20 protein-coding genes are annotated in these 20,598 nt (G+C 74.7%); 11 read left to right on the forward strand and 9 right to left on the reverse strand.

Annotated features, from left to right (window positions below; genetic code table 11):
• Window positions 1-86: 86 nt before the first annotated feature.
• The 4 genes from ACYQ0U_RS05465 to ACYQ0U_RS05480 are packed head-to-tail and all read right to left on the reverse strand — an operon-like array spanning window position 87 to window position 3,802.
• Window positions 87-650, reverse strand: a complete 564-nt coding sequence (locus ACYQ0U_RS05465; protein ID WP_459970268.1) for a TIGR03086 family metal-binding protein — start codon at window positions 648-650, stop codon at window positions 87-89.
• Window positions 647-1,633 (reverse strand): sigma-70 family RNA polymerase sigma factor, encoded by a 987-nt coding sequence (locus ACYQ0U_RS05470; protein ID WP_459970269.1) that lies wholly within the window; start codon window positions 1,631-1,633, stop codon window positions 647-649. Before ACYQ0U_RS05470 ends, ACYQ0U_RS05465 begins: the two co-directional genes overlap by 4 nt.
• Before the next feature lie 43 nt (window positions 1,634-1,676).
• Window positions 1,677-3,200 carry a glycerol-3-phosphate dehydrogenase/oxidase gene (locus ACYQ0U_RS05475; protein WP_459970270.1) on the reverse strand — a complete coding sequence of 508 codons (1,524 nt, stop codon included), beginning with the start codon at window positions 3,198-3,200 and terminating at the stop codon, window positions 1,677-1,679.
• Entirely contained in the window at window positions 3,197-3,802 is a 606-nt protein-coding gene (locus ACYQ0U_RS05480; protein WP_459970271.1) for a TetR/AcrR family transcriptional regulator, read from the reverse strand. The genes ACYQ0U_RS05475 and ACYQ0U_RS05480 overlap by 4 nt, the downstream gene beginning before the upstream one ends.
• 17 nt (window positions 3,803-3,819) lie before the next feature.
• Between ACYQ0U_RS05480 and ACYQ0U_RS05485 the strand changes: the two genes are divergently transcribed.
• Together ACYQ0U_RS05485 and ACYQ0U_RS05490 are read left to right on the forward strand one after the other, a co-directional pair.
• On the forward strand, window positions 3,820-5,403 hold the full coding sequence (locus ACYQ0U_RS05485) for an FAD-binding oxidoreductase (RefSeq protein ID WP_459970272.1): 1,584 nt from the start codon (window positions 3,820-3,822) through the stop codon (window positions 5,401-5,403).
• The gene (locus tag ACYQ0U_RS05490) at window positions 5,400-6,347 is read left to right on the forward strand and encodes a diacylglycerol/lipid kinase family protein (RefSeq protein ID WP_459970273.1); all 948 of its coding nucleotides are present in this window, start codon (window positions 5,400-5,402) and stop codon (window positions 6,345-6,347) included. Before ACYQ0U_RS05485 ends, ACYQ0U_RS05490 begins: the two co-directional genes overlap by 4 nt.
• Before the next feature lie 38 nt (window positions 6,348-6,385).
• On the opposite strand, the gene ACYQ0U_RS05495 is transcribed toward ACYQ0U_RS05490, so the two are convergent.
• Window positions 6,386-6,508: a hypothetical protein gene (locus ACYQ0U_RS05495; RefSeq protein WP_459970274.1), complete on the reverse strand. Its 123-nt coding sequence runs from the start codon at window positions 6,506-6,508 to the stop codon at window positions 6,386-6,388.
• Window positions 6,509-6,694: 186 nt separating this feature from the next.
• Between ACYQ0U_RS05495 and ACYQ0U_RS05500 the strand changes: the two genes are divergently transcribed.
• Window positions 6,695-6,805 carry a hypothetical protein gene (locus tag ACYQ0U_RS05500; protein WP_459970275.1) on the forward strand — a complete coding sequence of 37 codons (111 nt, stop codon included), beginning with the start codon at window positions 6,695-6,697 and terminating at the stop codon, window positions 6,803-6,805.
• Window positions 6,806-6,976: 171 nt separating this feature from the next.
• On the opposite strand, the gene ACYQ0U_RS05505 is transcribed toward ACYQ0U_RS05500, so the two are convergent.
• Window positions 6,977-7,636, reverse strand: a complete 660-nt coding sequence (locus ACYQ0U_RS05505; RefSeq protein ID WP_459970276.1) for a pirin family protein — start codon at window positions 7,634-7,636, stop codon at window positions 6,977-6,979.
• A gap of 4 nt (window positions 7,637-7,640) precedes the next feature.
• Between ACYQ0U_RS05505 and ACYQ0U_RS05510 the strand changes: the two genes are divergently transcribed.
• The 7 genes from ACYQ0U_RS05510 to ACYQ0U_RS05540 all read left to right on the forward strand — a co-directional run bounded on the left by ACYQ0U_RS05510 (window position 7,641) and on the right by ACYQ0U_RS05540 (window position 16,010).
• Window positions 7,641-8,993 carry a GH1 family beta-glucosidase gene (locus ACYQ0U_RS05510; RefSeq protein WP_459970277.1) on the forward strand — a complete coding sequence of 451 codons (1,353 nt, stop codon included), beginning with the start codon at window positions 7,641-7,643 and terminating at the stop codon, window positions 8,991-8,993.
• Between the two features lie 73 nt (window positions 8,994-9,066).
• On the forward strand, window positions 9,067-9,975 hold the full coding sequence (locus tag ACYQ0U_RS05515) for a class I SAM-dependent methyltransferase (protein WP_459970278.1): 909 nt from the start codon (window positions 9,067-9,069) through the stop codon (window positions 9,973-9,975).
• 2 nt (window positions 9,976-9,977) lie between these two features.
• Window positions 9,978-11,549 (forward strand): glycosyltransferase family 2 protein, encoded by a 1,572-nt coding sequence (locus ACYQ0U_RS05520; protein ID WP_459970279.1) that lies wholly within the window; start codon window positions 9,978-9,980, stop codon window positions 11,547-11,549.
• Entirely contained in the window at window positions 11,546-13,084 is a 1,539-nt protein-coding gene (locus ACYQ0U_RS05525; RefSeq protein WP_459970280.1) for a glycosyltransferase family 2 protein, read from the forward strand. The genes ACYQ0U_RS05520 and ACYQ0U_RS05525 overlap by 4 nt, the downstream gene beginning before the upstream one ends.
• A 10-nt stretch (window positions 13,085-13,094) precedes the next feature.
• Window positions 13,095-13,877, forward strand: a complete 783-nt coding sequence (locus tag ACYQ0U_RS05530; protein ID WP_459970281.1) for a sulfotransferase family protein — start codon at window positions 13,095-13,097, stop codon at window positions 13,875-13,877.
• Entirely contained in the window at window positions 13,874-14,755 is an 882-nt protein-coding gene (locus ACYQ0U_RS05535; protein WP_459970283.1) for a hypothetical protein, read from the forward strand. The genes ACYQ0U_RS05530 and ACYQ0U_RS05535 overlap by 4 nt, the downstream gene beginning before the upstream one ends.
• The gene (locus ACYQ0U_RS05540; protein WP_459970284.1) at window positions 14,748-16,010 is read left to right on the forward strand and encodes a glycosyltransferase family 2 protein; all 1,263 of its coding nucleotides are present in this window, start codon (window positions 14,748-14,750) and stop codon (window positions 16,008-16,010) included. Before ACYQ0U_RS05535 ends, ACYQ0U_RS05540 begins: the two co-directional genes overlap by 8 nt.
• A 47-nt stretch (window positions 16,011-16,057) precedes the next feature.
• Here ACYQ0U_RS05540 and ACYQ0U_RS05545 read toward each other — a convergent pair whose 3' ends face one another.
• Window positions 16,058-17,353 (reverse strand): UDP-glucose dehydrogenase family protein, encoded by a 1,296-nt coding sequence (locus tag ACYQ0U_RS05545; RefSeq protein WP_459970286.1) that lies wholly within the window; start codon window positions 17,351-17,353, stop codon window positions 16,058-16,060.
• Between the two features lie 10 nt (window positions 17,354-17,363).
• A complete protein-coding gene (locus ACYQ0U_RS05550; protein WP_459970287.1) occupies window positions 17,364-18,494 on the reverse strand; it encodes a MalY/PatB family protein in 1,131 nt (376 codons plus the stop codon).
• Window positions 18,495-18,529: 35 nt separating this feature from the next.
• On the opposite strand from ACYQ0U_RS05550, the gene ACYQ0U_RS05555 reads away from it, so the two are divergent.
• On the forward strand, window positions 18,530-19,672 hold the full coding sequence (locus ACYQ0U_RS05555; RefSeq protein WP_459970289.1) for a CapA family protein: 1,143 nt from the start codon (window positions 18,530-18,532) through the stop codon (window positions 19,670-19,672).
• On the opposite strand, the gene ACYQ0U_RS05560 is transcribed toward ACYQ0U_RS05555, so the two are convergent.
• Complete coding sequence (locus ACYQ0U_RS05560; RefSeq protein ID WP_459970291.1) at window positions 19,647-20,579, reverse strand: M28 family metallopeptidase; 933 nt, start codon at window positions 20,577-20,579, stop codon at window positions 19,647-19,649. The two genes, ACYQ0U_RS05555 and ACYQ0U_RS05560, sit on opposite strands and share 26 nt — an antisense overlap.
• Window positions 20,580-20,598 lie beyond the last annotated feature (19 nt).

Consider the following 20,598-nt stretch of genomic DNA (forward strand, 5'->3'; position numbering starts at 1 on the left):
CGCACCACCCTAGGAACGGAGCGAGGAGCAGGGCGCGGAATGCGACGAACCCGCGGCAGCGGTCCAGTCAGGTCGGAGGCGCCCGGTCAGCCCCTCCCGAGGAAGGCCAGCAGGCGCGCCCCGGCGGAGGCGTCCGGAGCGACCGGTCGCGGGGCCGCGAACCGCACCCCGCGGTCGGCCGGCCCGACGACCACCCCGGCCATCGGCAGCAGCCCGCTGGCCACGGGGTCGGGCAGCGGCTCGGGGAAGCCGGTCGCCCGGCCCACGTCCCAGCCGTGCACGGCGATCTCGAGCGCCGCGGTCGCGACCAGCAGCGGGGCGTCCAGGTCGAGCCGGCCCGACCGGGCCTCGAGCACCACGTCGCCGGGGGAGGGCCGCGTCCACACCTCGCACAGCGCCCGCGCCTTGGCCTGGAGGGCCGGGACCGGCGCGGCCGCGTCGGGTGCGCCGTGGACCCCGACCGCGCCGCCCGCGGCCTCGGTGAACGCGTCGAGCGCGTCCTCCATGTGGGCGAGCAGGTCGGCGAGGTCCCAGGCGGCGCACGGCGTACGGCGGTCGAGCTGGTCGTCGCGGACGGCGGACAGCCGTGCGCAGGTGTAGGCGAGTGCCTGGTCGAGCAGCCCGACGGACCCGCCGAGCGTGACCGTCACGCCCGGTCCGTGGCCGGCTCGTGGTCGGCGGGCAGCCGCAGGGGCAGCCCGAACCTCTCGAACAGCGTCTGGTCGAAGAACGCCGTGACGTGGCGGACCCGGTCGCCGTCGAGCTCCAGCACCTGGAGCTGGAACGGCGTGAAGTCGCCCTCGGGTGTCCGCATGTAGAGGCCGTACGCCGGCTGACCGTTGGCCTGCGTGGGCAGCATCGGCATGTCGTTGACGCCGCCCGGGCACTCGTTGCCGATCAGCCAGCCGATGTTCGCAGCGCCGCGGAACCAGCTCGTGAACGGTGGCATGTCCCACGTCGCCTCGGCGGTGAGCAGGCTGACGATCGAGGCGACGTCCTTGCGCCAGAAGGCGTCGACGTACCGCTCCAGCAGCTGCTCCTGCGCGGGCGTGAGCTCGTTGCAGACGGTGTCCTCGGTGAGCCCGCGCTCGGCCATCTGGGCGTGGGCGCGCTGGAGGGCGGAGTTCACGGCGGCGGTGGTGGTGTCGAGCGCCTCGGCGACCTCGGCCGCCGTCCAGCGCAGCACGTCGCGCATGATCAGCACCGCGCGCTGGCGCGCCGGCAGGTGCTGGAGCGCGGCGACGAACGCGAGCCGGATCGAGTCGCGCTCGGCGACCACGACGGCGGCGTCGGGCACGGGCTCGAGCCAGGCGATCTCGTGGTCGGTCTCGAGCGCGTCGCCGGCCATGGCCTCCGGCGTGCCGATGCCCGCGGGCAGCGGACGGCGCGGGCGGCCCTCGAGGTTGGTCAGGCAGACGTTGGTCGCGATCCGGTAGAGCCAGGTGCGGACCGAGGAGCGGCCCTCGAACGTACCGGCGGCCCTCCAGGCGCGCAGGAACGTCTCCTGCACCAGGTCCTCGGCCTCCTGGACGCTGCCCGACATCCGGTAGCAGTGCGCCAGCAGCTCACGCTGGTAGCGCTGCGTGAGCGTGGGGAAGTCGTCCAGCTCGCTCGGCCCGCTCGTGGTCGTCATGACCGCTCCAGTCTGCATGCGGACACCGACCGGCGTCGACGCCCTAACTCATCGCCAGCGCGAGCGCCTGCTCCGCCGCGGGTACGGCGAGCGCGCGGTCGGCCGGGACCAGCCCGACCCGGGTGCGCCGGTCGAGCAGGTCGTCGACGTCGGCCGCGCCCTCGTGGGTGACGCCGAAGACCAGCTCCGCCAGCGTGACCGGCACCCCCTCGGCGACCGGCGCGAGCAGCGCCTCGTCGTCGAGGCCGGTCACCTCGCGGGCGTTGTCGAGGACCAGCGCGGCGTCGGTGCCGAACCGCCGGACCAGCCGCGGGGGCAGCTCCAGCGCGGCGAGCTCCTCGCGGGAGGCGGCGCCGAGCAGCGGCAGCGACCGGGTGCGGCACGCGGACGCGGGGAGGCCGGCGGCGTCGACCGCGGCGTCGACCGCGTCCTCGGCCATCCGCCGGTAGGTCGTGAGCTTGCCGCCGACCACCGTGATGACGCCGGTCGAGCTGGTGAGCACCGCGTGCTTGCGGGAGAGGTCGGCCGTCGAGCCGTCGTTGCTGTGCAGCAGCGGTCGCAGGCCGGCGTACGCCCCGACGACGTCGCCGCGGTGCAGCTGGTGGGAGAACGCGGCCGACACCACGTCGAGCAGGAACCCGATCTCCGGGTCCGACGGCTCGGGCACGTCGGGGACGTCGCCCTCGACGGGCTCGTCGGTGAGGCCGACGTAGACGGTGCCGTCGGGCTGGGGCAGGACCATCACGAAGCGGTTGGTCTCGCCGGGCACGGGACAGAACACCGCGACGGTGAGGCCCGGCAGCGACTGCTGCCGGAGCACGAGGTGGGCGCCGCGGCTCGGCCGGAGCGTGATGCCCTCGACGAGGGTGTCGGCCCAGACGCCGGTGGCGTTGACGACCGCGCGGGCGGTCACGGTACGGGTGTCGCCGGTCAGCTCGTCGCGCAGCTCGACCGACGTGCCGGTGGCGGACAGCACCCGGGCGCGGGTGCGCACCTGGGCGCCGTACGACGCGGCCGTGCGGGCGACCGTCGTGACCAGTCGGGCGTCGTCCTCGAGCTGGCCGTCCCAGCCGATGATCGCCCCGCGCAGCCCGCCGGGGCGCAGCGCCGGCACCAGGCGGAGGGCCTCGGTGACGGTGAGGTGGCGCGGCTTGGGCAGTGTGCTGGCGTCGGTGCCCGCGCTGCGGCGGAGCAGGTCGCCCGCGAGCAGGCCGGCGCGGGTGACGGCGGTCTGGAGGCGGCTGACGCTGGACGCGAGCGGCACCAGCATCGGCATCGGCCGGGTCAGGTGCGGAGCGGTGACCTCCATCAGGATGCCGCGCTCGACCGCGCTCTCGTGGGCGACGCCGACCTGGCCCTTGGCCAGGTAGCGCAGTCCGCCGTGCACCATCTTCGAGGACCACCGCGACGTGCCGAACGCGAGGTCGTGGGCGTCGACGGCGAGCACGGTGAGGCCGCGGGTGACCGCGTCCAGCGCGACCCCGGCGCCGGTGATGCCCAGGCCGATGACCACGACGTCGACGGCGGTGGGCGCGTCGCGCAGGCCCGGCGTGATGCGCGGGCTCACGGCACCAGGCTCCGGGTCAGGGCGAGCGCGAGCTCGGCGTCGAGGTCGTCGGCCGACACGTCGTCGTCGACCATGGTGTGCGCGGACAGCACGAAGCCGTGGGCGGCGAGCAGCATCGCGCGGGCCATCGCGACCGGGTTGCCGGCGCGGGCCGCGCCCTCGGCCTGGGCCTCGCGCAAGGCGTTGACGGTGAGCTCGAGGATCAGGTCCTGCGAGCGGCCGCGGCGCGAGAACAGGTAGGGCAGGACCAGCTCCGGGTCGAGGTCGACGATCCGCACGAACAGCTCGTTCTCGCGCAGCCGGCGGACGGTCCCGACGATGTCGCCGACGAGGCGCTCGATCGTCGGCGCCTCCCGGTCCTCCTCGGCGAGCGAGTCGGCGACCACGCCGGCCCACTCGCGGGTCATCAGGTCGCCGAGCAGCTGCGGCATGTCCGCCCAGGTGCGGTAGATCGTCATCCGAGAGACCCCGGCGCGCCGGGCGACCTCGGTCAGCGTCGTACGCCGCCAGCCCACGTCGAGGATGCAGTCCCGGGCCGCGTCGAGGTAGGCGTCGCGCGGGCTCGGCTCGTCGGAGGGGGTGTTGTGACGAAGTGACGTCATATGTCACAGTGTAACGCATGCCCGTCGAGATGCACCCCTCGCGCTGGGGCGACCCGGCCCGCGCCCAGTCCCTGCCCGCCGAGGCCCGCGGCCTGGTCGAGCTGGTCTTCGGCCTCGACGACCGCCCCGCGGTCGAGGCCCCGACGCTCGCTCCTCCCGCCCTCGCGGCCGACCTGCTGGCCGCGCTCGCCGGGGCCGTCGGCGAGGAGAACGTCCGCACCGACGACGAGACGCGCCGGGTCCGCACCCGCGGCAAGTCGACCCCCGACCTGCTCAAGGCGCGCGCCGGCGACCTGACCGACGCGCCCGACGCCGTCGTCCGGCCGGGCTCGCACGACGAGGTCGCCGCCGTCCTCGCGCTCGCGGTCGAGCACCATCTCGCGGTCGTGCCGTTCGGCGGGGGCACCTCGGTGACCGGCGGGCTGGTCGCCGCCCGGCAGGGGTACGCCGGCGTGCTCAGCCTCGACCTCGTCCGGATGAAGCGGCTCGTCTCGGTCGACCACGTCTCGATGACCGCCGTGCTCGAGCCCGGGCTGCGCGGCCCCGAGGCCGAGGCGCTGCTCGCGGCCGAGGGCGTGACGCTCGGTCACTACCCGCAGTCCTTCGAGCACGCTTCGATCGGCGGCTTCGCCGCCACCCGCTCCAGTGGTCAGTCCAGCGCCGGCTACGGCCGCTTCGACGCGCTCGTCGTCGGCCTCACCGTCGCCACTCCGCGCGGGCGGGTCGACCTGGGCAGCGCGCCCGCGAACGCCGCCGGCCCCGACCTGCGCCAGCTGTTCCTCGGCTCCGAGGGCACCTTCGGCGTGATCACCTCCGTCACCGTCCGGGTGCGCCGGCTCCCCGAGGTGAAGGTCTACGAGGGCTGGCACTGGCCGTCCTTCGCCGACGGCGCCGCCGCGATGCGCACGCTCGCGCAGTCCGGGCTGCTGCCGACCGTGCTCCGCCTCTCCGACGAGTCCGAGACCGCGATCAACCTCGCCGACCCGGGTGCCGTCGGCGGCGCGGGCTCCGCTGGTCCTGGCGGGCACGGGTGCCTGATGATCACCGGCTACGAGGGCGACCCGCCCGCGGTCGAGGCCAAGCGCGCCGCGGTCACCGCCGTGCTCGCCGGCCTCGGCGGCGAGGGCGCCGGCACCGCGCCGGGGGAGCGGTGGTCGCACGGGCGGTTCGACGCGCCGTACCTCCGCGACTCGATGCTCGACGCCGGCGTCCTCGTCGAGACGCTGGAGACGGCGACGTTCTGGTCGAACGTCCCGCGGCTCTACGGCGACGTGAAGGCCGCGCTCACCGGCGCGCTCGGCGACCCGTCGATCGTGCTCTGCCACATCTCGCACGTGTACGAGACCGGCTGCTCGCTCTACTTCACCGTCGCGGCGAAGGAGGCGGCCGACGGCCTGGCCCAGTGGGAGAAGGCGAAGGCCGCCGCGAGCGACGCGATGATCGCCGCCGGCGCCACCATCACCCACCACCACGCGGTCGGCACCGACCACAAGCCGTGGTTCGCGCAGGAGGTCGGTCCACTCGGCGTCTCGGTCCTGCGCGCGGTCAAGGCCGACCTCGACCCGACCGGCATCCTCAACCCGGGGGTGCTGATCCCGTGAGCTCCCCGAAGAGCAGCAGAGCCTTCGCGTTCCTGGTGAACCCGGCCTCGGGCGGCGGGGCCGCCCCCGGTGCGGTCGTGCCGGTCGCCCGGCTGCTGCGCGAGGCGGGCGCCACCGTCGACGTCACGTACTCACCCGGCCCCCACGCGATGGTGCGGCTGGTCGACGAGGCCGTCGGCCGCGGCGACGTCGTGGTCTCCGTGGGCGGCGACGGCATGCTCTCCTCGCTGGCCGGCCTGGTCTCCGCGCGCGGCGGGACGCTCGGCGTCCTGCCGGCCGGCCGCGGCAACGACTTCGCCCGGATGCTCGGGCTGCCGGGCACCGCCGAGGAGCAGGCCGCACTGCTGCTGACCGGCGCCGCGAGACACCTCGACCTGCTCGCGGTCACGATCGGCGGCGAGCGGCGGCTGGTCGCGGGCTCGGTCTACGCGGGCGTCGACGCCCGCGCCGCGGAGATCGTCGGCCGGGCGCGGTGGGTGCCGCGCCGGGTCCAGTACCCGTACGCCGCGCTCCGCGCGCTGGCGACCTACCAGCCCGGGAGGTACCGGGTCGCGGTCGACGGCATCGAGCACGAGTACGCCGCCGCCACGGTCGTGGTCGCGAACTCGGCGTACTACGGCCAGGGCATGCGGATCGCGCCCTCCGCCTCGGTCGAGGACGGCGTGCTGGACGTGGTCGTGATCGAGGCGGCCGGCCGGCTGGCGCTGATGCGCTCGCTGCCGAAGGTGTACGACGGCGGCCACGTCTCGCTGGACGAGGTGACGGTGCTGGCCGGCAAGCGGGTCGAGGTGCGCGGCACCGCCCGCTCGCCCATCCCGGTGGGCGCGGACGGCGAGCCGCTCGGCCCGCTCCCCGGCGTCGGTGCCGCTCCCGCGGTCGTCGAGGTCGTCCCGGGAGCGCTCCCGGTGATCTGTGCCGACCCGAGCGGCGCCGGCGGGGGCTAACCCGGACCGGCGGTCGTCGTTGGGTCAGCACGGGAGCCTCACCCCGGCACCGGACGGCACTCGTCGACGGTCGAGAAGTCGTCGAGGATCCCGACCACGTCGGAGCAGGCGATCTTCACGTTCTTCTTCACCCGGGAGGTGCCGTCGGCGCCGGCGAACATCGGGTGGGTGCCCGCTCGCTCGTGCTGCTCGTGCCCGACACCGCCACCAGCGGGTGCGGCTACACGATCGGGGCCGAGCGCGCGATGCCGACCGCGACGCCGACCGCGTCTCCGACGTGACGGTCCGGACCCGCGGCGGCAAGCCGCGGGCCGGCGTACCGGTGCGGACACCTGCGCGGCAAGTCGGTGCGGCACTCGTTCGCCAAGCCCGGCACCTACCGGGTCGTGCTGCGCGTGACCGACGGCACCGACACCACCGCGATGCGGTTCTTCGTCAAGGTGCTCCGGCGCGGCTGAGCGCCCCACGCGTCCCGGGTAACGCGGGGTTATGACGTCTGGGCACCCTGTTCGAACGGGATCACAGACGGTCTAACCCCGCGTTACTCGGGCAGGCGCGCGAGGAACGCGCCGACGCCAGCAGCGGCATCTCGACCGGGTGGGCCCGGCCGGGCAGGAGCAGGGCGCGCCTCACGCGAAGGCCCAGACCATCAGCTCGGTCGGCACCGCCGCGGTCACGGACAGCCCGGGCGTGTCGGTGATGCGGAACGCGTCGCCGTCGGCCAGCGGCTCGGCCAGCGACGACCGCGTGAGCGCGCCCCCGGCGACGAACGCGTGCTGGAGCGGCTCGTCGGGGAGCGTCACGGTGTCCCCGGTCCCGAGCCGCGCGACGAGCAGCCGCGCGCCGCCGAGCGCGACGACCTCCGACAGCTCGCCGGGAGTCAGCGTCACCGGGGTGACCGAGTACGCCGGCGTGCCGCCGTCCTCGGAGCGCAGCCAGGCCTGCACGAACCGGACCTGACCCTCGGGCCCGGCGATCTCCGAGTGCGTCACGCCCGAGCCGGCCGACAGCACCTGCACCTCGCCCGGCCGCACGACCCCGTCGTGGCCCGCCGAGTCGTGGTGCCGCAGCGAGCCCGACAGCACCCACGTGACGATGTCGACGTCGGCGTGCGGGTGGTCGGGGAAGCCGGCCCCGGCCTTGAGCCGGTGGTCGTCGTGGCACACCAGCGGGCCGAGCGCGACGTTCTCCGGGTCGTAGTGGCCGCCGAAGGAGAAGGAGTGGCGGGTGAAATACCCCTCACCCCGGGTGAGGTAACGGTCGGTTCCCCGGCGGATCTCCACGCTCATCTGCATGATTGTGCCCGTGGCCTTCCCCCAGCTGCCGCCCGGCTTCCGTTTCGGCACCAGCACCGCGGCGTACCAGATCGAGGGCGCCGCGACCGAGGACGGGAAGGGCCCGAGCATCTGGGACACCTTCACGGCCCAGGAGGGCCGGATCCGCAACGGCGACACCGGCGACGTCGCGTGCGACCACTACCACCGGTACGCCGAGGACGTGGCCCTGATGACGCGGCTGGGGGTCGGCGGCTACCGGCTGTCGGTGTCGTGGCCGCGCATCCAGCCGACCGGGTCCGGGAAGGCCAACCGGGCCGGGCTCGACTTCTACGACCGGCTGGTCGACGAGCTGCTCGCCCACGACATCGAGCCGATGGTCACGCTCTACCACTGGGACCTGCCGCAGGCGCTCGAGGACGACGGCGGCTGGCTGAGCCGTGACACCGTCGACCGGTTCGCCGACTATGCCGCGATCCTCGGTGAGAGGTTCGCCGACCGGGTCGAGCACTGGGTCCCGGTCAACGAGCCGAACGTCGTGATGATGATGGGCTACGCGCTCGGTGTGCACGCCCCGGGCAAGGAGCTGATGTTCGACTCGCTGCCGGTCGCGCACCACCTGCTGCTCGGCCACGGCCGGGCCGCGGTCGCGCTGCGCGCCGCGGGGGCCGCCAGCGTCGGCTGCGCGAACAGCCACGCCCCGATGTGGCCGGCCTCCGACGACGAGGCGGACGTCGGCGCGACGAAGCTCTTCGACGCGCTCTGGAACGGCATGTTCACCGAGCCGATGCTGCTCGGCCGCTACCCGCAGGACCTCCAGCCGCTGCTGGACCCGATCGTCCGCGACGGCGACCTGGCCACGATCCGGCAGCCGCTCGACTTCTACGGCGTCAACTACTACAACCCGTTCAAGATCGGCGCCGCGCGCGAGGACGCCGACATGCCGTTCGAGTTCCGCGAGCTCGTCGGCTACCCCGTCACGGACTTCGGCTGGCCGGTCGTCCCCGACGCGCTGCGCGAGTGGCTGATCACGCTGCGCGCCCGCTACCGCGCCGCGCTGCCGCCGATCTACATCACCGAGTCCGGCTGCGCCTACAACATGGGCCCGGACGAGAACGGCGTCGTCGACGACCAGCCGCGCATCGACTACCTCGACGCGCACCTGCGCGCGGTCGCCACCGCCGTCCAGCGCGGCGTCGACGTCCGCGGCTACTACACGTGGTCGCTCCTGGACAACTTCGAGTGGTCCGAGGGCTTCAGCCAGCGCTTCGGCCTCGTGCACGTCGACTACGACACGCTGGTCCGCACCCCGAAGCGGTCCTTCGCGTGGTTCGCCGACGTGATCGCGGCGCAGACCAGGTCGGTCGGCTGATGCCGAGTCGGCGCTGTTTCAGCTGAGACGGCGCCGACTCGGCCTGCGCGGGGGACACCATAGAGTGACCGGCATGCTCCAGCGTGCCCGGTCCCTGGCCCCCGTGCTGGCCCTCGTCCTGCTGGCGGTGCCCATCCTCTTCGGGCTGATCGACGGCGCGACCGGCGTCCTCGTCGGGCTCGCGTTCTCCGGGCTGGTCGTCGTGGTCGCGGCCGCGCTGTACGTGCTGGTCGAGGTCGTCAACCGGCGCTTCGACCAGCTGGAGAAGAGGCTCGCGAAGCGGCAGCGGCGGCAGCCGCAGCGGCCGCAGCTCCCGAAGGGCGTCGCGACCGTGGCGCACCTGAAGAAGGAGCGCGACCACCACGCCAAGCGCACGCAGGACATCGTCAACCTCTTCTCGATGGTGCCGATCAGGTCCGGCATCCCGGCGCTCGGTCTCTGGACCGCGTCGGCCGACCTGCTCGTCGAGCTCGTCGACCGGCTCGTCGCCGAGCGCCCGGCCGTCGCGGTCGAGGGCGGCAGCGGCGTCTCGACGGTCGTGATGGCGCTCGCCGTCCGCGAGCACGGCCTGCCGACCCGGGTCGTCGCCCTCGAGCACAACGCCGAGTGGGCCGCGCACACCCGCCGCATGCTGGAGCGCCACGGCGTCGCGGAGCACGCCGAGGTCCGGGTCGCCCCGCTGGCGCCGACGTCGCTCGAGGGCCACGACACGCCCTGGTACGACGAGGCGGCGGTCGCCGACCTCACCGACATCGGCCTCGTGCTGGTCGACGGCCCGCCGGAGGGCACCGGCCCGCGGGCCCGCTACCCGATGATCCCGCTGCTGCGCGACAAGCTCGCCGAGCGCTGCACGATCCTCGTCGACGACACCGCGCGCCCCGGCGACGCGGACGTGGTGGAGTCGTGGCGGCCGATCCTGCCCGGCTTCGAGTTCGAGCTGCTCGCGCTCGACAAGGGCGCCGCGGTCCTCACGAGGAAGTGACGGTGCTCGGGGACCTCGCGACGCCGGCCCTCGTGCTGGGCGCCGACCCGGGCCCGCTGCCGGAGGGCGTCGCGTACGCCGCACCCGGTGCGGAGGTCCCCGACCGCAGGTGGGCCACGGTCCTGCTGGCCGTCGCCGACGCCACCGCCCTCCGCCTGGCCGTCTCCGACCTGCCCGACGTGGGCCGGGCGAAGCACGTCGCCTGCCACCTCGCGCAGGCCGACGGCCCGGTCACGACCGTGCAGCGTCCCGAGTGGCCGCCGCTGGCGCGCCTCGACGCCGAGACCCCGGACGGCGGAGCCCTCACCCGGATGACCTTCCGCCGGCCCGCACCCGCAGCCGCGGTGCTCGCCGAGCTGGCCCGGCACACCGGCACGCCGGTCGTCTCCGGCCACCACGGGCTGGTCGTCGAGGGCATCCCGCGTCCCATGGACCCGAGCGTGGTCTCCGACGAGGTCCCGGCGTCGATCGGCCGGGGCGAGGAGTCCGAGGTCCTCGGCCGCGCCCCGGCGGTGGTCGACCCCGGGCTCGGCCCGCTCGACGAGGCGCTGCTCAACCCGGTCGGCTTCCGTCGCGACTGGGACCGCGGCCCGGTCCCGCTCCCGGACGGCGAGCCGACACCGGCCCTCGTCGCCGGGCTCCGCGACGCCCAGGCGGTGCTCGTGGGTCCCGGCGCGGACCCGCGGATGGTCGCGGGGCTGGCGATGGCCGGCGTGCCGCTGGTCGGTGAGGGGTTCGCCGAGGTGGATCTGGACGACCCCATGCGCCGCGAGGAGCACTCCGTCCGCCTCCGCCGGGCGGCCCTGCGCGAGCACTCCTCCCTCGGCTGGCGCCAGCGCACCGGCGCGGCCGCGGGCATCCGGACGGCGGCGTACCCCTCGGTGAGCGTGCTGCTCGCGACCCGACGGCCCGAGCAGCTGCCCTTCGCGCTCGCGCAGGTGGCCCGGCAGCGCGGGGTCGAGCTGGAGCTGGTGCTGGCGACGCACGGGTTCGAGGCGGACCCGGCGGTCGTGCGCGAGCACCTCGGCGGCGTGCCCCTGACCGTGCTGCCGCAGCACCGGGACACGGTCTTCGGCGACGTGCTGCGCGCGGCGACCGATGCGGCCGCGGGCGACGTCGTGGTGAAGATGGACGACGACGACTGGTACGGCCCCGACGTGATCGCGGACCTGCTGCTGGCCCGGCACTACTCCGGCGCCGAGCTCGTCGGGATGCCCGCCGAGCTGGTCTACCTCGAGCCGATCCGCACGACGGTGCGGCGCCGCGGCCCGAGCGAGAACTTCGGTGCCGTCGTCGCAGGCGGCACGATGAGCATCGACCGGGCGCTGCTGCGGGCGGTCGGCGGCTTCCGGTCGGTGCCGCGGCACGTCGACGCGCGGCTGCTCGAGGACGTGCGCGCGGCCGGCGGCCGGGTCTACCGCACCCAGGGCCTCGGCTACGTCCTGCGCCGCACCGCCGGCGGCCACACCTGGGACAGCGGCCTGGGCTACTTCCTCACCCGCCAGAGCCTCGCCGCCCAGTGGCGCGGCTTCCGTCCCAGCGAGCTCCTAGAGATCAGGGGGGAGATCCCATGACCCAGCCTCGCGTGAAGCGCAACGACTGGGGCTCGCTGGACGCCCCGGCCCTCGGCTCCTGGGAGCCGTCGCTGTCGGTGTCGGTCGTGATCCCGGCGTACGGCGCCCAGCGGCTGCTGCCCTACGTGCTCGCCGGGCTGGCGTCCCAGACGTACCCGGCGTACCTGCTCGAGGTGGTCGTCGCCGACGACGACCCGCGCGAGCCGCTGGAGCTGCCGGAGATCCGGCCCGAGCACACGCGGATCGTCCGTGTCGAGGAGGGCTGGGGCCGCGCGAACGCCTGCCACACCGGGGTTCTCGCGTCCGAGGGCCAGGTGATCCACTGGCTCGACGCCGACATGCTGGTCGAGCCCGAGGAGGTCGAGGCGCAGCTGCGCTGGCACCACCTGGTCGACCACGCGGTGGTGCTCGGGCACAAGTGGTTCGTCGACCCGCAGCCCCTGCTGGCCCGGGCCCCCGACGCCCGCGGGCGGCTGCACGAGGTGTTCGCGGACGTCGAGAGCGAGCGACACTGGGTCGAGGACGTCTGGGACAAGACCGAGGACCTGCGTGCCGCCGGTCCGCGCGCGCTGCGCACCCACGTCGGCGCGACCGCCTCGCTGCGCCGGACGCTCTACGACGAGAGCGGCGGCATGGACACCACGCTCCGGCTGGGCGAGGACATCGACCTCGGCTACCGGCTCGCGCAGGTCGGTGCCGTCTTCGTCGCCGACCGCGAGGCCCGCTCCTGGCACCTCGGCCGCACCCACCAGCAGCAGCGGCAGGACGAGGTCAACGACTACAACCAGCCGTTCCTCACCGACCGCGTGCCCGACCTCCAGCCGCAACGGCGGCGCGGGCGGCTCTACAGCACGCCCTACCTCGAGGTCGTGCTCGACACCCGCGGCGAGGCGCACGGCGACGTGCAGGCCGTGGTCGACTCGGTGCTCGCGTCGTCGCTGTCCGACCTCGCGGTGACGCTGCTGGGCGACTGGTCGGGGATCTCCGAGGAGCGCATCCACCCGCTCGACGACCCCCGGAAGTCCGCGCGCCTGCTCCGGGCGTCGTACGCCGGCGAGCCGCGCGTGACGCTCGCCGAGTCGCTCCCGCCGCCCACGGGGCAGTTCCGGATGGTGCTCGGCAGCGCCGCCTGGGCCCCGACCCCCGAGACCCTGGGGACGCTGGTGCTGCACCTGGAGCGCACCCACCACGGGCTGCGACAGGTGATGATGCCGGACGGGTCGTCCGCGCGGGTCGAGCGCACTGCGGCGTACGCCCGGGCGCGCAAGGTCGCCGAGCCGGGCGAGGACCTCGACGACGTGGTCGACGAGCTCTTCGGCTCGTGGTGGGTCGAGGGCGGCGACGCGGGGTTCGAGCCGAGCGCGACGATCAAGCGGCCCCGGCTGCGCGGCACCGCGGGCGTGGCCCAGGACCCGGCCGAGTCCTGGCGGGCGCTGGGCGGCAAGGTCGAGGCGCCGCAGCAGCCGAAGCCCGCGGCCCCTCCGGAACCGAAGCGGCGCGGCCTCGGGTCGCTGCTGCGCCGGAAGGCTGACTAGGGTGCCGGACATGGTGCGCCGGATCGTCCTCGTGCTCGGGTCCGGGAGCGGCACGGTCGCCGGAGCCCTGCAGGCGCTGGGGATCCGCGCGCCCGAGCCGGAGTGGGTGACGCGGCTGCACGCCGACCTGCTCGACCGCAGCGACGTCGCCCTCCACGACGGCCGCCCGGCCGCGTGGCTCGAGGCCGGCAAGGTCGCCGTCCTCGACGGGCCGCGCGAGCGGCTCCAGACCTGGCTGCGCCGGCAGCTCGAGGAGACGCCCGAGCTCGTGGTCGCTGACCCGGGCCTGGCCTGGTTCCTCGGCCTCTGGCAGTGGGCCGCGCTGCGCTGCGGCGCGACCGTGGTGCCCGTCCTCGTGGTCGGCGCGGAGCCCGAGCCGGGCGACGACACCGAGCGCACGGCCGCGCGGGTGAACGCGATGCTCCACATCGAGCGCGCGACCCGCGACACCCCGCGGCACCTGGTCGACCACGCCGCCCTGCGCGCCGACTGGACGGTCCCGATCGCCTCGCTCGACCTCGACGCGGTGCGGTCGGCGACCGCGCAGGACCAGCGCGCGGTGCACGACTTCCTGCGCGCCGACCGGCCGATCGTGACGACCACCTGGGACGAGCTGTCGGTGCCCGCGCGGCTGCGCGACCTCGGCGCCGCCACCCAGCGCGCGCTGGCGGACGACGACCGCCCGGCGCTCGACCAGCTGCGGGCGGCGTACCTCGACCTCTACGAGGAGGCCGAGAGCATCAGCCAGTCGTCGGTGGTCGCGGTGCGCAACCGCCGGCGGAAGCAGCCGTGAGCCACGACGTCGTCTGGCCGTGGGAGGCCGGACAGCCGCTCGCGCCCGGGCTCACCTGCGTCTTCCGGGTGAAGAACGAGGCGCGCAACCTGCCGTGGGTGCTGCCGCCGATGCTCGAGGCCGTCCAGCACGTGGTGCTGGTCGACAACGGCTCCGACGACGGGACGCCCGAGGTCGCGCAGCGGGTCGTGGACCGGGCGGGTGCCGCGGACCGGTTCACGCTGACGTCGTACCCCTTCACGGTCAGCCGTGCCGGCGCCGAGCACCTCGCGACGCCTCCGGACTCCGTGCACTCGCTGACCCACTTCTACAACTGGTCGTTCGCGCACGTGCGGACGGCGTACTCGATGAAGTGGGACGGCGACATGGTGCTCACGCCGGAGGGCGTGCTCGCGCTGCGCGACCTGGCGTGGCAGCTCGAGCGGACCGGCGCGGTGGTGCTGGTGCCGCGGCACCCGGTGACCGTCGAGAGCGAGTCGGTGGCGTGGATCGACCTGCGCACGCGCTACCTCGAGCCGTGGATCTACCCGATGGGCCCGGAGTACACCTACGTGAAGGGCTTCGAGTGGGAGGTGCGCGAGTTCCCCGCCGGCTCCGAGCGGATCGTGATGCCCGACGGCATGTGCGTCGAGCTGAAGTGGCTCGACCTCGACGAGTTCGCGCACTGGAGCTCGTCGTCGTTCGAGGACGCGCACCGCTCGCCGCGCAAGCAGCGCGAGTGGGAGGTCTACCAGGCCCTGGTCGGCGGGCGCGGCGACGAGGTCGAGGAGCTGCACCGGATCGAGGCGCCGGCCGACGTCCATGTGGTCGACCACGTCCTGCACACCTGGCTGCCCGCCGCCGCACGGCCGCTCGTCAGGAGGCCGCGCCTTGCGTGAGCTGCGGTTCGCCGACCTCGTCGACCTCCGGGCGTACGCCGGCACGGCGGACGAGCGGGCGCCCGCGATCGCGATCCACCTCGACGCCGCCCCCGGCGCGCTCTCGCTCGTGCCGCGCCCCGAGTGGCCGCGGCTGACCGCGGTCCGCTCGCGCCGCGACGGCGACGGCTGGGTCCTCGTCGCGCGGTTCGCGCGACCGGCGCCGGTGGCCGAGGTCGTCGCCGAGGTCGGCCGGCAGGCGGTGTGGCCGTCGGTCGTCGCCACCCGGCCCGGACTCGATCTGCGGGTGCTGAACCCGATCGGCTTCCGGCCCGCCTGGGACCGGGGTGTCGTCGACCTGCCGCCGGGCCCGGCCTCCGCGGCGATGGTCACCTCGCTGCGGGACGCCCAGGGGGTGCGGGTGCCGGCCGGCGCCGACCCGGAGACCGTGGCGGGGCTGGCGATGGCCGGCGTCCCGCTCGTCGGCGAGGGCTTCGCCGAGGTCGACCTCGACGACCCGATCGCGCGTGAGGAGCACAGCATCGAGCTGCGCCGGGCGGCCATCGACGCCCACGGCTCGGTCGGCTGGCAGCGGCCGGTGTCGGTGCTGCTGGCCACCCGCCGGCCCGAGCAGCTCGACTTCGCGATCGCCCAGGTCGCGCGGCAGCGCGGGGTCTCGCAGCTGGAGCTGGTCCTCGCGCCGCACGGCTTCGACGTCGACCCGCTGGCGGTGCGCAACGCCACCGGCCTGCCGGTGAAGGTGGTCCCGGCGCCCGAGGACATGCTGTTCGGCGACGTACTGCAGCAGGCGGCGACGGCCGCCGACGGCGACGTACTGCTGAAGATGGACGACGACGACTGGTACGCCCCCGACGCCGTCGCCGACCTGCTCCGCGCCCGCGCCTACAGCGGGGCCCAGCTGACCGGGATGCCCCCCGAGTTCCACTACCTCGCCCCGGTCGACGTGACCGTCAAGCGTGGCCACCCCACCGAGCTCTACGCCAACGTCGTCGCCGGCGGGACCATGCTCGTCGACCGCGACGTGCTCCGCGAGGTCGGCGGCTTCCGCAGCGTGCGCAAGTACGTCGACCGTCAGCTGCTCACCGCGATCACCGCCGCCGGCGGGGCGATCTACCGCACCCACGGCTTCGGCTACCTCCTGCGCCGCAACGAGTCCGGCCACACCTGGCAGGTCGACCTGGAGTACCTGCTCGACCCCTCCCGCGTCCAGCAGCGCTGGGACGGCCTCACGCCCCCGCGCCTCCTCGAGCTCTGAAACGCCGAGTCGGCGCTGTTTCAGCTGAAACAGCGCCGACTCGGCGGCTAGCGGCGGCCGAGCGCGCGGACCGTCCAGCCGGCGGCGCGCCAGGTGTCGAGGTCGAGGCGGTTGCGGCCGTCGATGACCTGCTTGCGGCGCACAACCTCGCCCAGCTCGTCGAGGGAGATCTCGCGGAACTCCGGCCACTCCGTCAGGTGCAGGATCAGGTCGGCGTCGCGGGCGGCGGCGAGCGCCGACTCGGCGTAGTCGAGCGTCGGGAACATCGCGCGGGCGGTCTCGTTGGCCTTCGGGTCGTAGACCGAGACCCGGGCGCCGCGCAGGTGGAGCTGGCCGGCGATGGCGAGGGCGGGAGAGTCGCGCACGTCGTCGCTGTGCGGCTTGAACGCCGCGCCCCACACGCCGATGCGGGTGCGGGAGACGCTGCCGCCGAGCATCGCGGTCGCGATCTGCACGACCCGGTTGCGCTGGCGCAGGTTGATGTCGTCGACCTGGCGCAGGAACGACATGGTGTCCTCGACGCCCAGCTCGCCCGCCCGCGACAGGAAGGCCCGGATGTCCTTGGGCAGGCAGCCGCCGCCGAAGCCGACGCCGGCGTTGAGGAACTTCCGCCCGATCCGGTCGTCGTGGCCGATCGCGTCGGCCAGGTCGACGACGTCGCCGCCGGCGGCCTCGCACACCTCGGCGACCGCGTTGATGAAGGAGATCTTCGTGGCCAGGAAGGCGTTCGCGGACACCTTCACCAGCTCGGCCGTGGCGAAGTCGGTGACGACGACCGGCGTGCCGGCCGCGACGATCGGCACGTAGAACTCCCGCAGCACCCGCTCGGCACGCTCCGACGCGACGCCGAAGACCAGCCGGTCCGGCTCGAGGGTGTCCTCGACCGCGAAGCCCTCGCGCAGGAACTCCGGGTTCCACGCCAGCTCGGCGCCATTGGTCAGCAGCCCGGACAGCCGCTCGGCCGTGCCGACCGGGACGGTGGACTTGCCGACGACCAGCGCCGTCTCGGAGAGGTACGGCGCCAGCGACTCGACCGCGCTGTCGACGTACGACACGTCGGCGCCGAGCCCGTCGCTGCGCTGCGGGGTGCCGACGCAGACGAAGTGGAGGTCGCCGAACGCGCCCGCCTCGGCGAAGGAGTCGGTGAAGCGCAGCTTGCCGGAGGCCACGTGCTTGGCGAGCAGGTCCTCGAGCCCCGGCTCGTAGAACGGGACCTTGCCCGCCGCCAGCGACTCCCGCTTCTGCGGGTCGATCTCGACGCCGAGGACGTCGTACCCGAGCTCCGCCATGCTGGCTGCGTGGGTCGCGCCGAGGTAGCCGCAACCGATGACCGTGACCTTCACGCCCGCGAGTCTAGGAGTCGGGCGACGTCAGCGCGGTGGCCAGCCGGTGAACCATGCGGTCGACCCGCTCCGGGCTGGTGGCCAGGTTGAGGCGGGCGTGGCCGTCGAGCCCGGGCTGGTAGTCCGACCCGGGGCTGAGCCGCAGGCCGTGCCGCAGCGCGGCCGCCGCCGGGTCGACGCGGTAGGCCCGCAGGTCGAGCCAGGCCAGGTAGGTCGCCTCGAGCGGCCGCATCCGCGCCTGCGGGAGCCGCTCGGCCAGCCGCTCGGTGAGCAGCGTGCGGTTGCCGTCGAGCCGATCGACGAGCGCGGCCAGCCAGGCGTCGCCCTCGCGCCAGGCCGTGGTGCCGGCGACGATGCCGAGCGACGACCACGCGTTCTGCGTCGGGATGGGAAGGGCCCGCGCGGTCGCGCGGTCGGCCTCGTCGAGCAGCACCAGGTGAGCGTTGTGGGTGCCGGGCATGTTGAACGACTTCGACGCGCTGGTGACCAGCACCGCGCGCTCGTCGACCGTGAGGTACGGCGTGAAGGTGGCGCCCGGCAGCGTGAGCGGCCCGTGGATCTCGTCGGCGACCACGCGCACGCCGTGGCGGCGCGCCACCTCGGCGAGCGCGGCCAGCTCGTCGCGCGTCCAGGCCCGGCCGAGCGGGTTGTGCGGGTTGCACAGCAGGAGGGTGCGGGCGCCGGCTGCGAAGGCCCGCTCGACCGCGTCGAGGTCGAGGGTCGCCTCGGCCGCGTCCGGGTCGAGCGCCACCGGGACGAGCTCCCGGCCGGTCACGGCCACCACGTCGCGGAACGGCGGGTAGCAGGGCAGCGGCACCACGACCGGGCCCGGCGGACAGAGCGCCTCGAGGGCGATCCGCATCCCGGCCATCACCGAGCCGGCCGGGACGACCGCGTCGGCCGGCACGTCCCACGACCAGTGCCGCGCGGCGAACCCGGAGAACGCCGTACCCAGCCCGCCGTCGCCGTACGGCGGATAGCCGACCGCGCCGGTCCGGACGCTGCGGACCAGCGCCTCCTCGATCGGCTCGGCGAGCCGGAAGTCCATCTCGGCCACCCAGGCCGGGATCACGCCCGGCTCGACGTCCCACTTGAGCGGGAAGGCGGCGCGGGCCTGGCCGTCGGTGAGGTCGCGGATCACCGGCCCATTCAACCCCGCCCGGCTACCGTGACGGGATGAAGTGGGTGCTCGGCCTGGCCGGTGTGGTCGTCGCCGGGCTGCTCACCGCCTGCACGTCGGAGCCGGACCCTCCACCGACACCCGCGGCGCCCCGCTCGACGACACCGGCTCCGATCGAGCCTGCGGACACGATCGACCCGGCTCCCCGGCGCCCGGTCGTCGACGCGAACACCGACCCGGACCCGCTGGACCTCGGCGAGCCGGCGGGTGAGGTCACCACGCTGACGATCGTCGGCGACATCATGCTCGGCCGCCGCGTGACCGGGCAGCCGGCGCTCGCGCCGATGGCCGAGCGACTCGCGGCCGCCGACATCACCGTCGGCAACCTCGAGAGCACCCTGGCCACGCTCGGCCCGCCGAGCCCCGACCAGGACACCGGCGACCACTTCCACGCGCCACCGTCGGTGCGCGGCGACCTGCGGCAGGCGGGGTTCGACGTGCTGAGCCTGGCCAACAACCACACCGGCGACTACGGCGACGCCTCGCTCGTCTCGACGGTGTCGCTGCTGCGCGAGGCCGGGTTCGCGACGTTCGGCGCGGGACCGGACCTGCGGGTGGCGCGCGAGCCGGCCGTCGTACGCCGCAACGGGATCAGCTTCGGCTTCACCGGGTTCAACGCGATCGGTGAGACGCACGAGGCCGGCCCGGGGCAGCCGGGTGCGCTGTCGGTGAGCATGCCGCCGCGGACGGGACCGCTCGACGCCGGCGAGCTCGACCGGGTGCTCGGCGACGTGCGCCGCCTCGACCGGCGGGTCGACGTCGTCGTGGTGCTGCCGCACTGGGGCGACCAGTACACCTACGAGCCCGTGCCCGAGCAGCGGCGGGTCGCCCGCGCGCTGGTGGACGCGGGCGCGGACCTCGTCGTCGGCGGGCACCCGCACTGGGTGCAGGGCGCGTCGCTGATCGGTGACGCCCTGGTCGTCCACTCGCTCGGGAACTTCGTCTTCGACATGACCACCCCGGAGACGAACGAGGGGCTCGCGCTGGAGGCGACCTTCTGGGACGACCGGCTGGTGTCGGCCGAGCTCGTGCCCTATCGGATGGGAAGCGACCACGCGCCGCGGGTCGTGCCGGTGAGCGAGGCGGAGCGGGTGCTGGCCGGGTTCCGGGAGTTCAGCTCGCCCGGAGCCAGGCCATGAGCACCCGCCCGACGCGCCCGAGCTGAGCGGGGTCGACGACCCGCGGCAGGTCGTCGGCGGAGTGGTACTCGTCGTAGTCGGTGCTGCCCAGCCGGGCCGCGGGCACCCCCGCGACCGCGAACGACTCGTGGTCGCTGGTCGTGTTGGCCGCGACGACCACGGGCACCTTCGCCCGCTTCGCGGCCGCCGCGAGGTCCTCGGCCGGCCCCAGGTCGGTGCCGGGGAAGAAGCCGATCGGCACGCGCGTGCCGACGCCCACCCGGTCGAGGGAGACCATCGCGGTCACGTCGCCCGCGTCCTCGACGTACCGCTTCGACCCGAAGTGGTGGAGGTCGCCGGCCCCGCGCGGCTCCTCGCCGCCGAACAGCACCAGCACCACCTGCGGCTCGCCCGCCAGCACCCGCGCGAGCTCCATCACCACCGCGACGCCGGACGCGTTGTCCTCCGCGCCGGGGGAGACCGCGATCGTGTCGAGGTGCGCCCCGACCACCGTGTGGGGTCGCTCGGGGTCGAAGGCGGGTGGCTCGGCGACCACGTTGAACGACATGCCCGCCGCGGCCGGCACGCCCCACGAGTCGCCGGCCGGCACCCGGAAGCGCTGCCGGCGCACGTCGTACCCCGCGCTCTCGAGGCGTGGCTGGAGGAGGTCCGCGGCGGCGGCGTACTCCGGCTCGGTGGCCAGGCGCGGTCCGCGACCGGCGAGCAGCCGCACCGTCGCCATCGCCCGCTCGGCCTCGAAGGTCTTCGGGACGATCGTGGGCGCCGCGGACGTGGGCATCGAGGGGGACGTGGGCATCGGGGCGGACGTCGTCGGCGTCGGCTGCTTGGAGTCGACGACCGGGGCGTCGGAGCAGCCGGCGGTCAGGAGCACGCCCGCCGTGATGGAGCCCACCACCGCTCTCCTCATGGAACGACGGTACGCCGCC

The sequence above is a fragment of the Nocardioides pyridinolyticus genome (genome assembly GCF_054653575.1).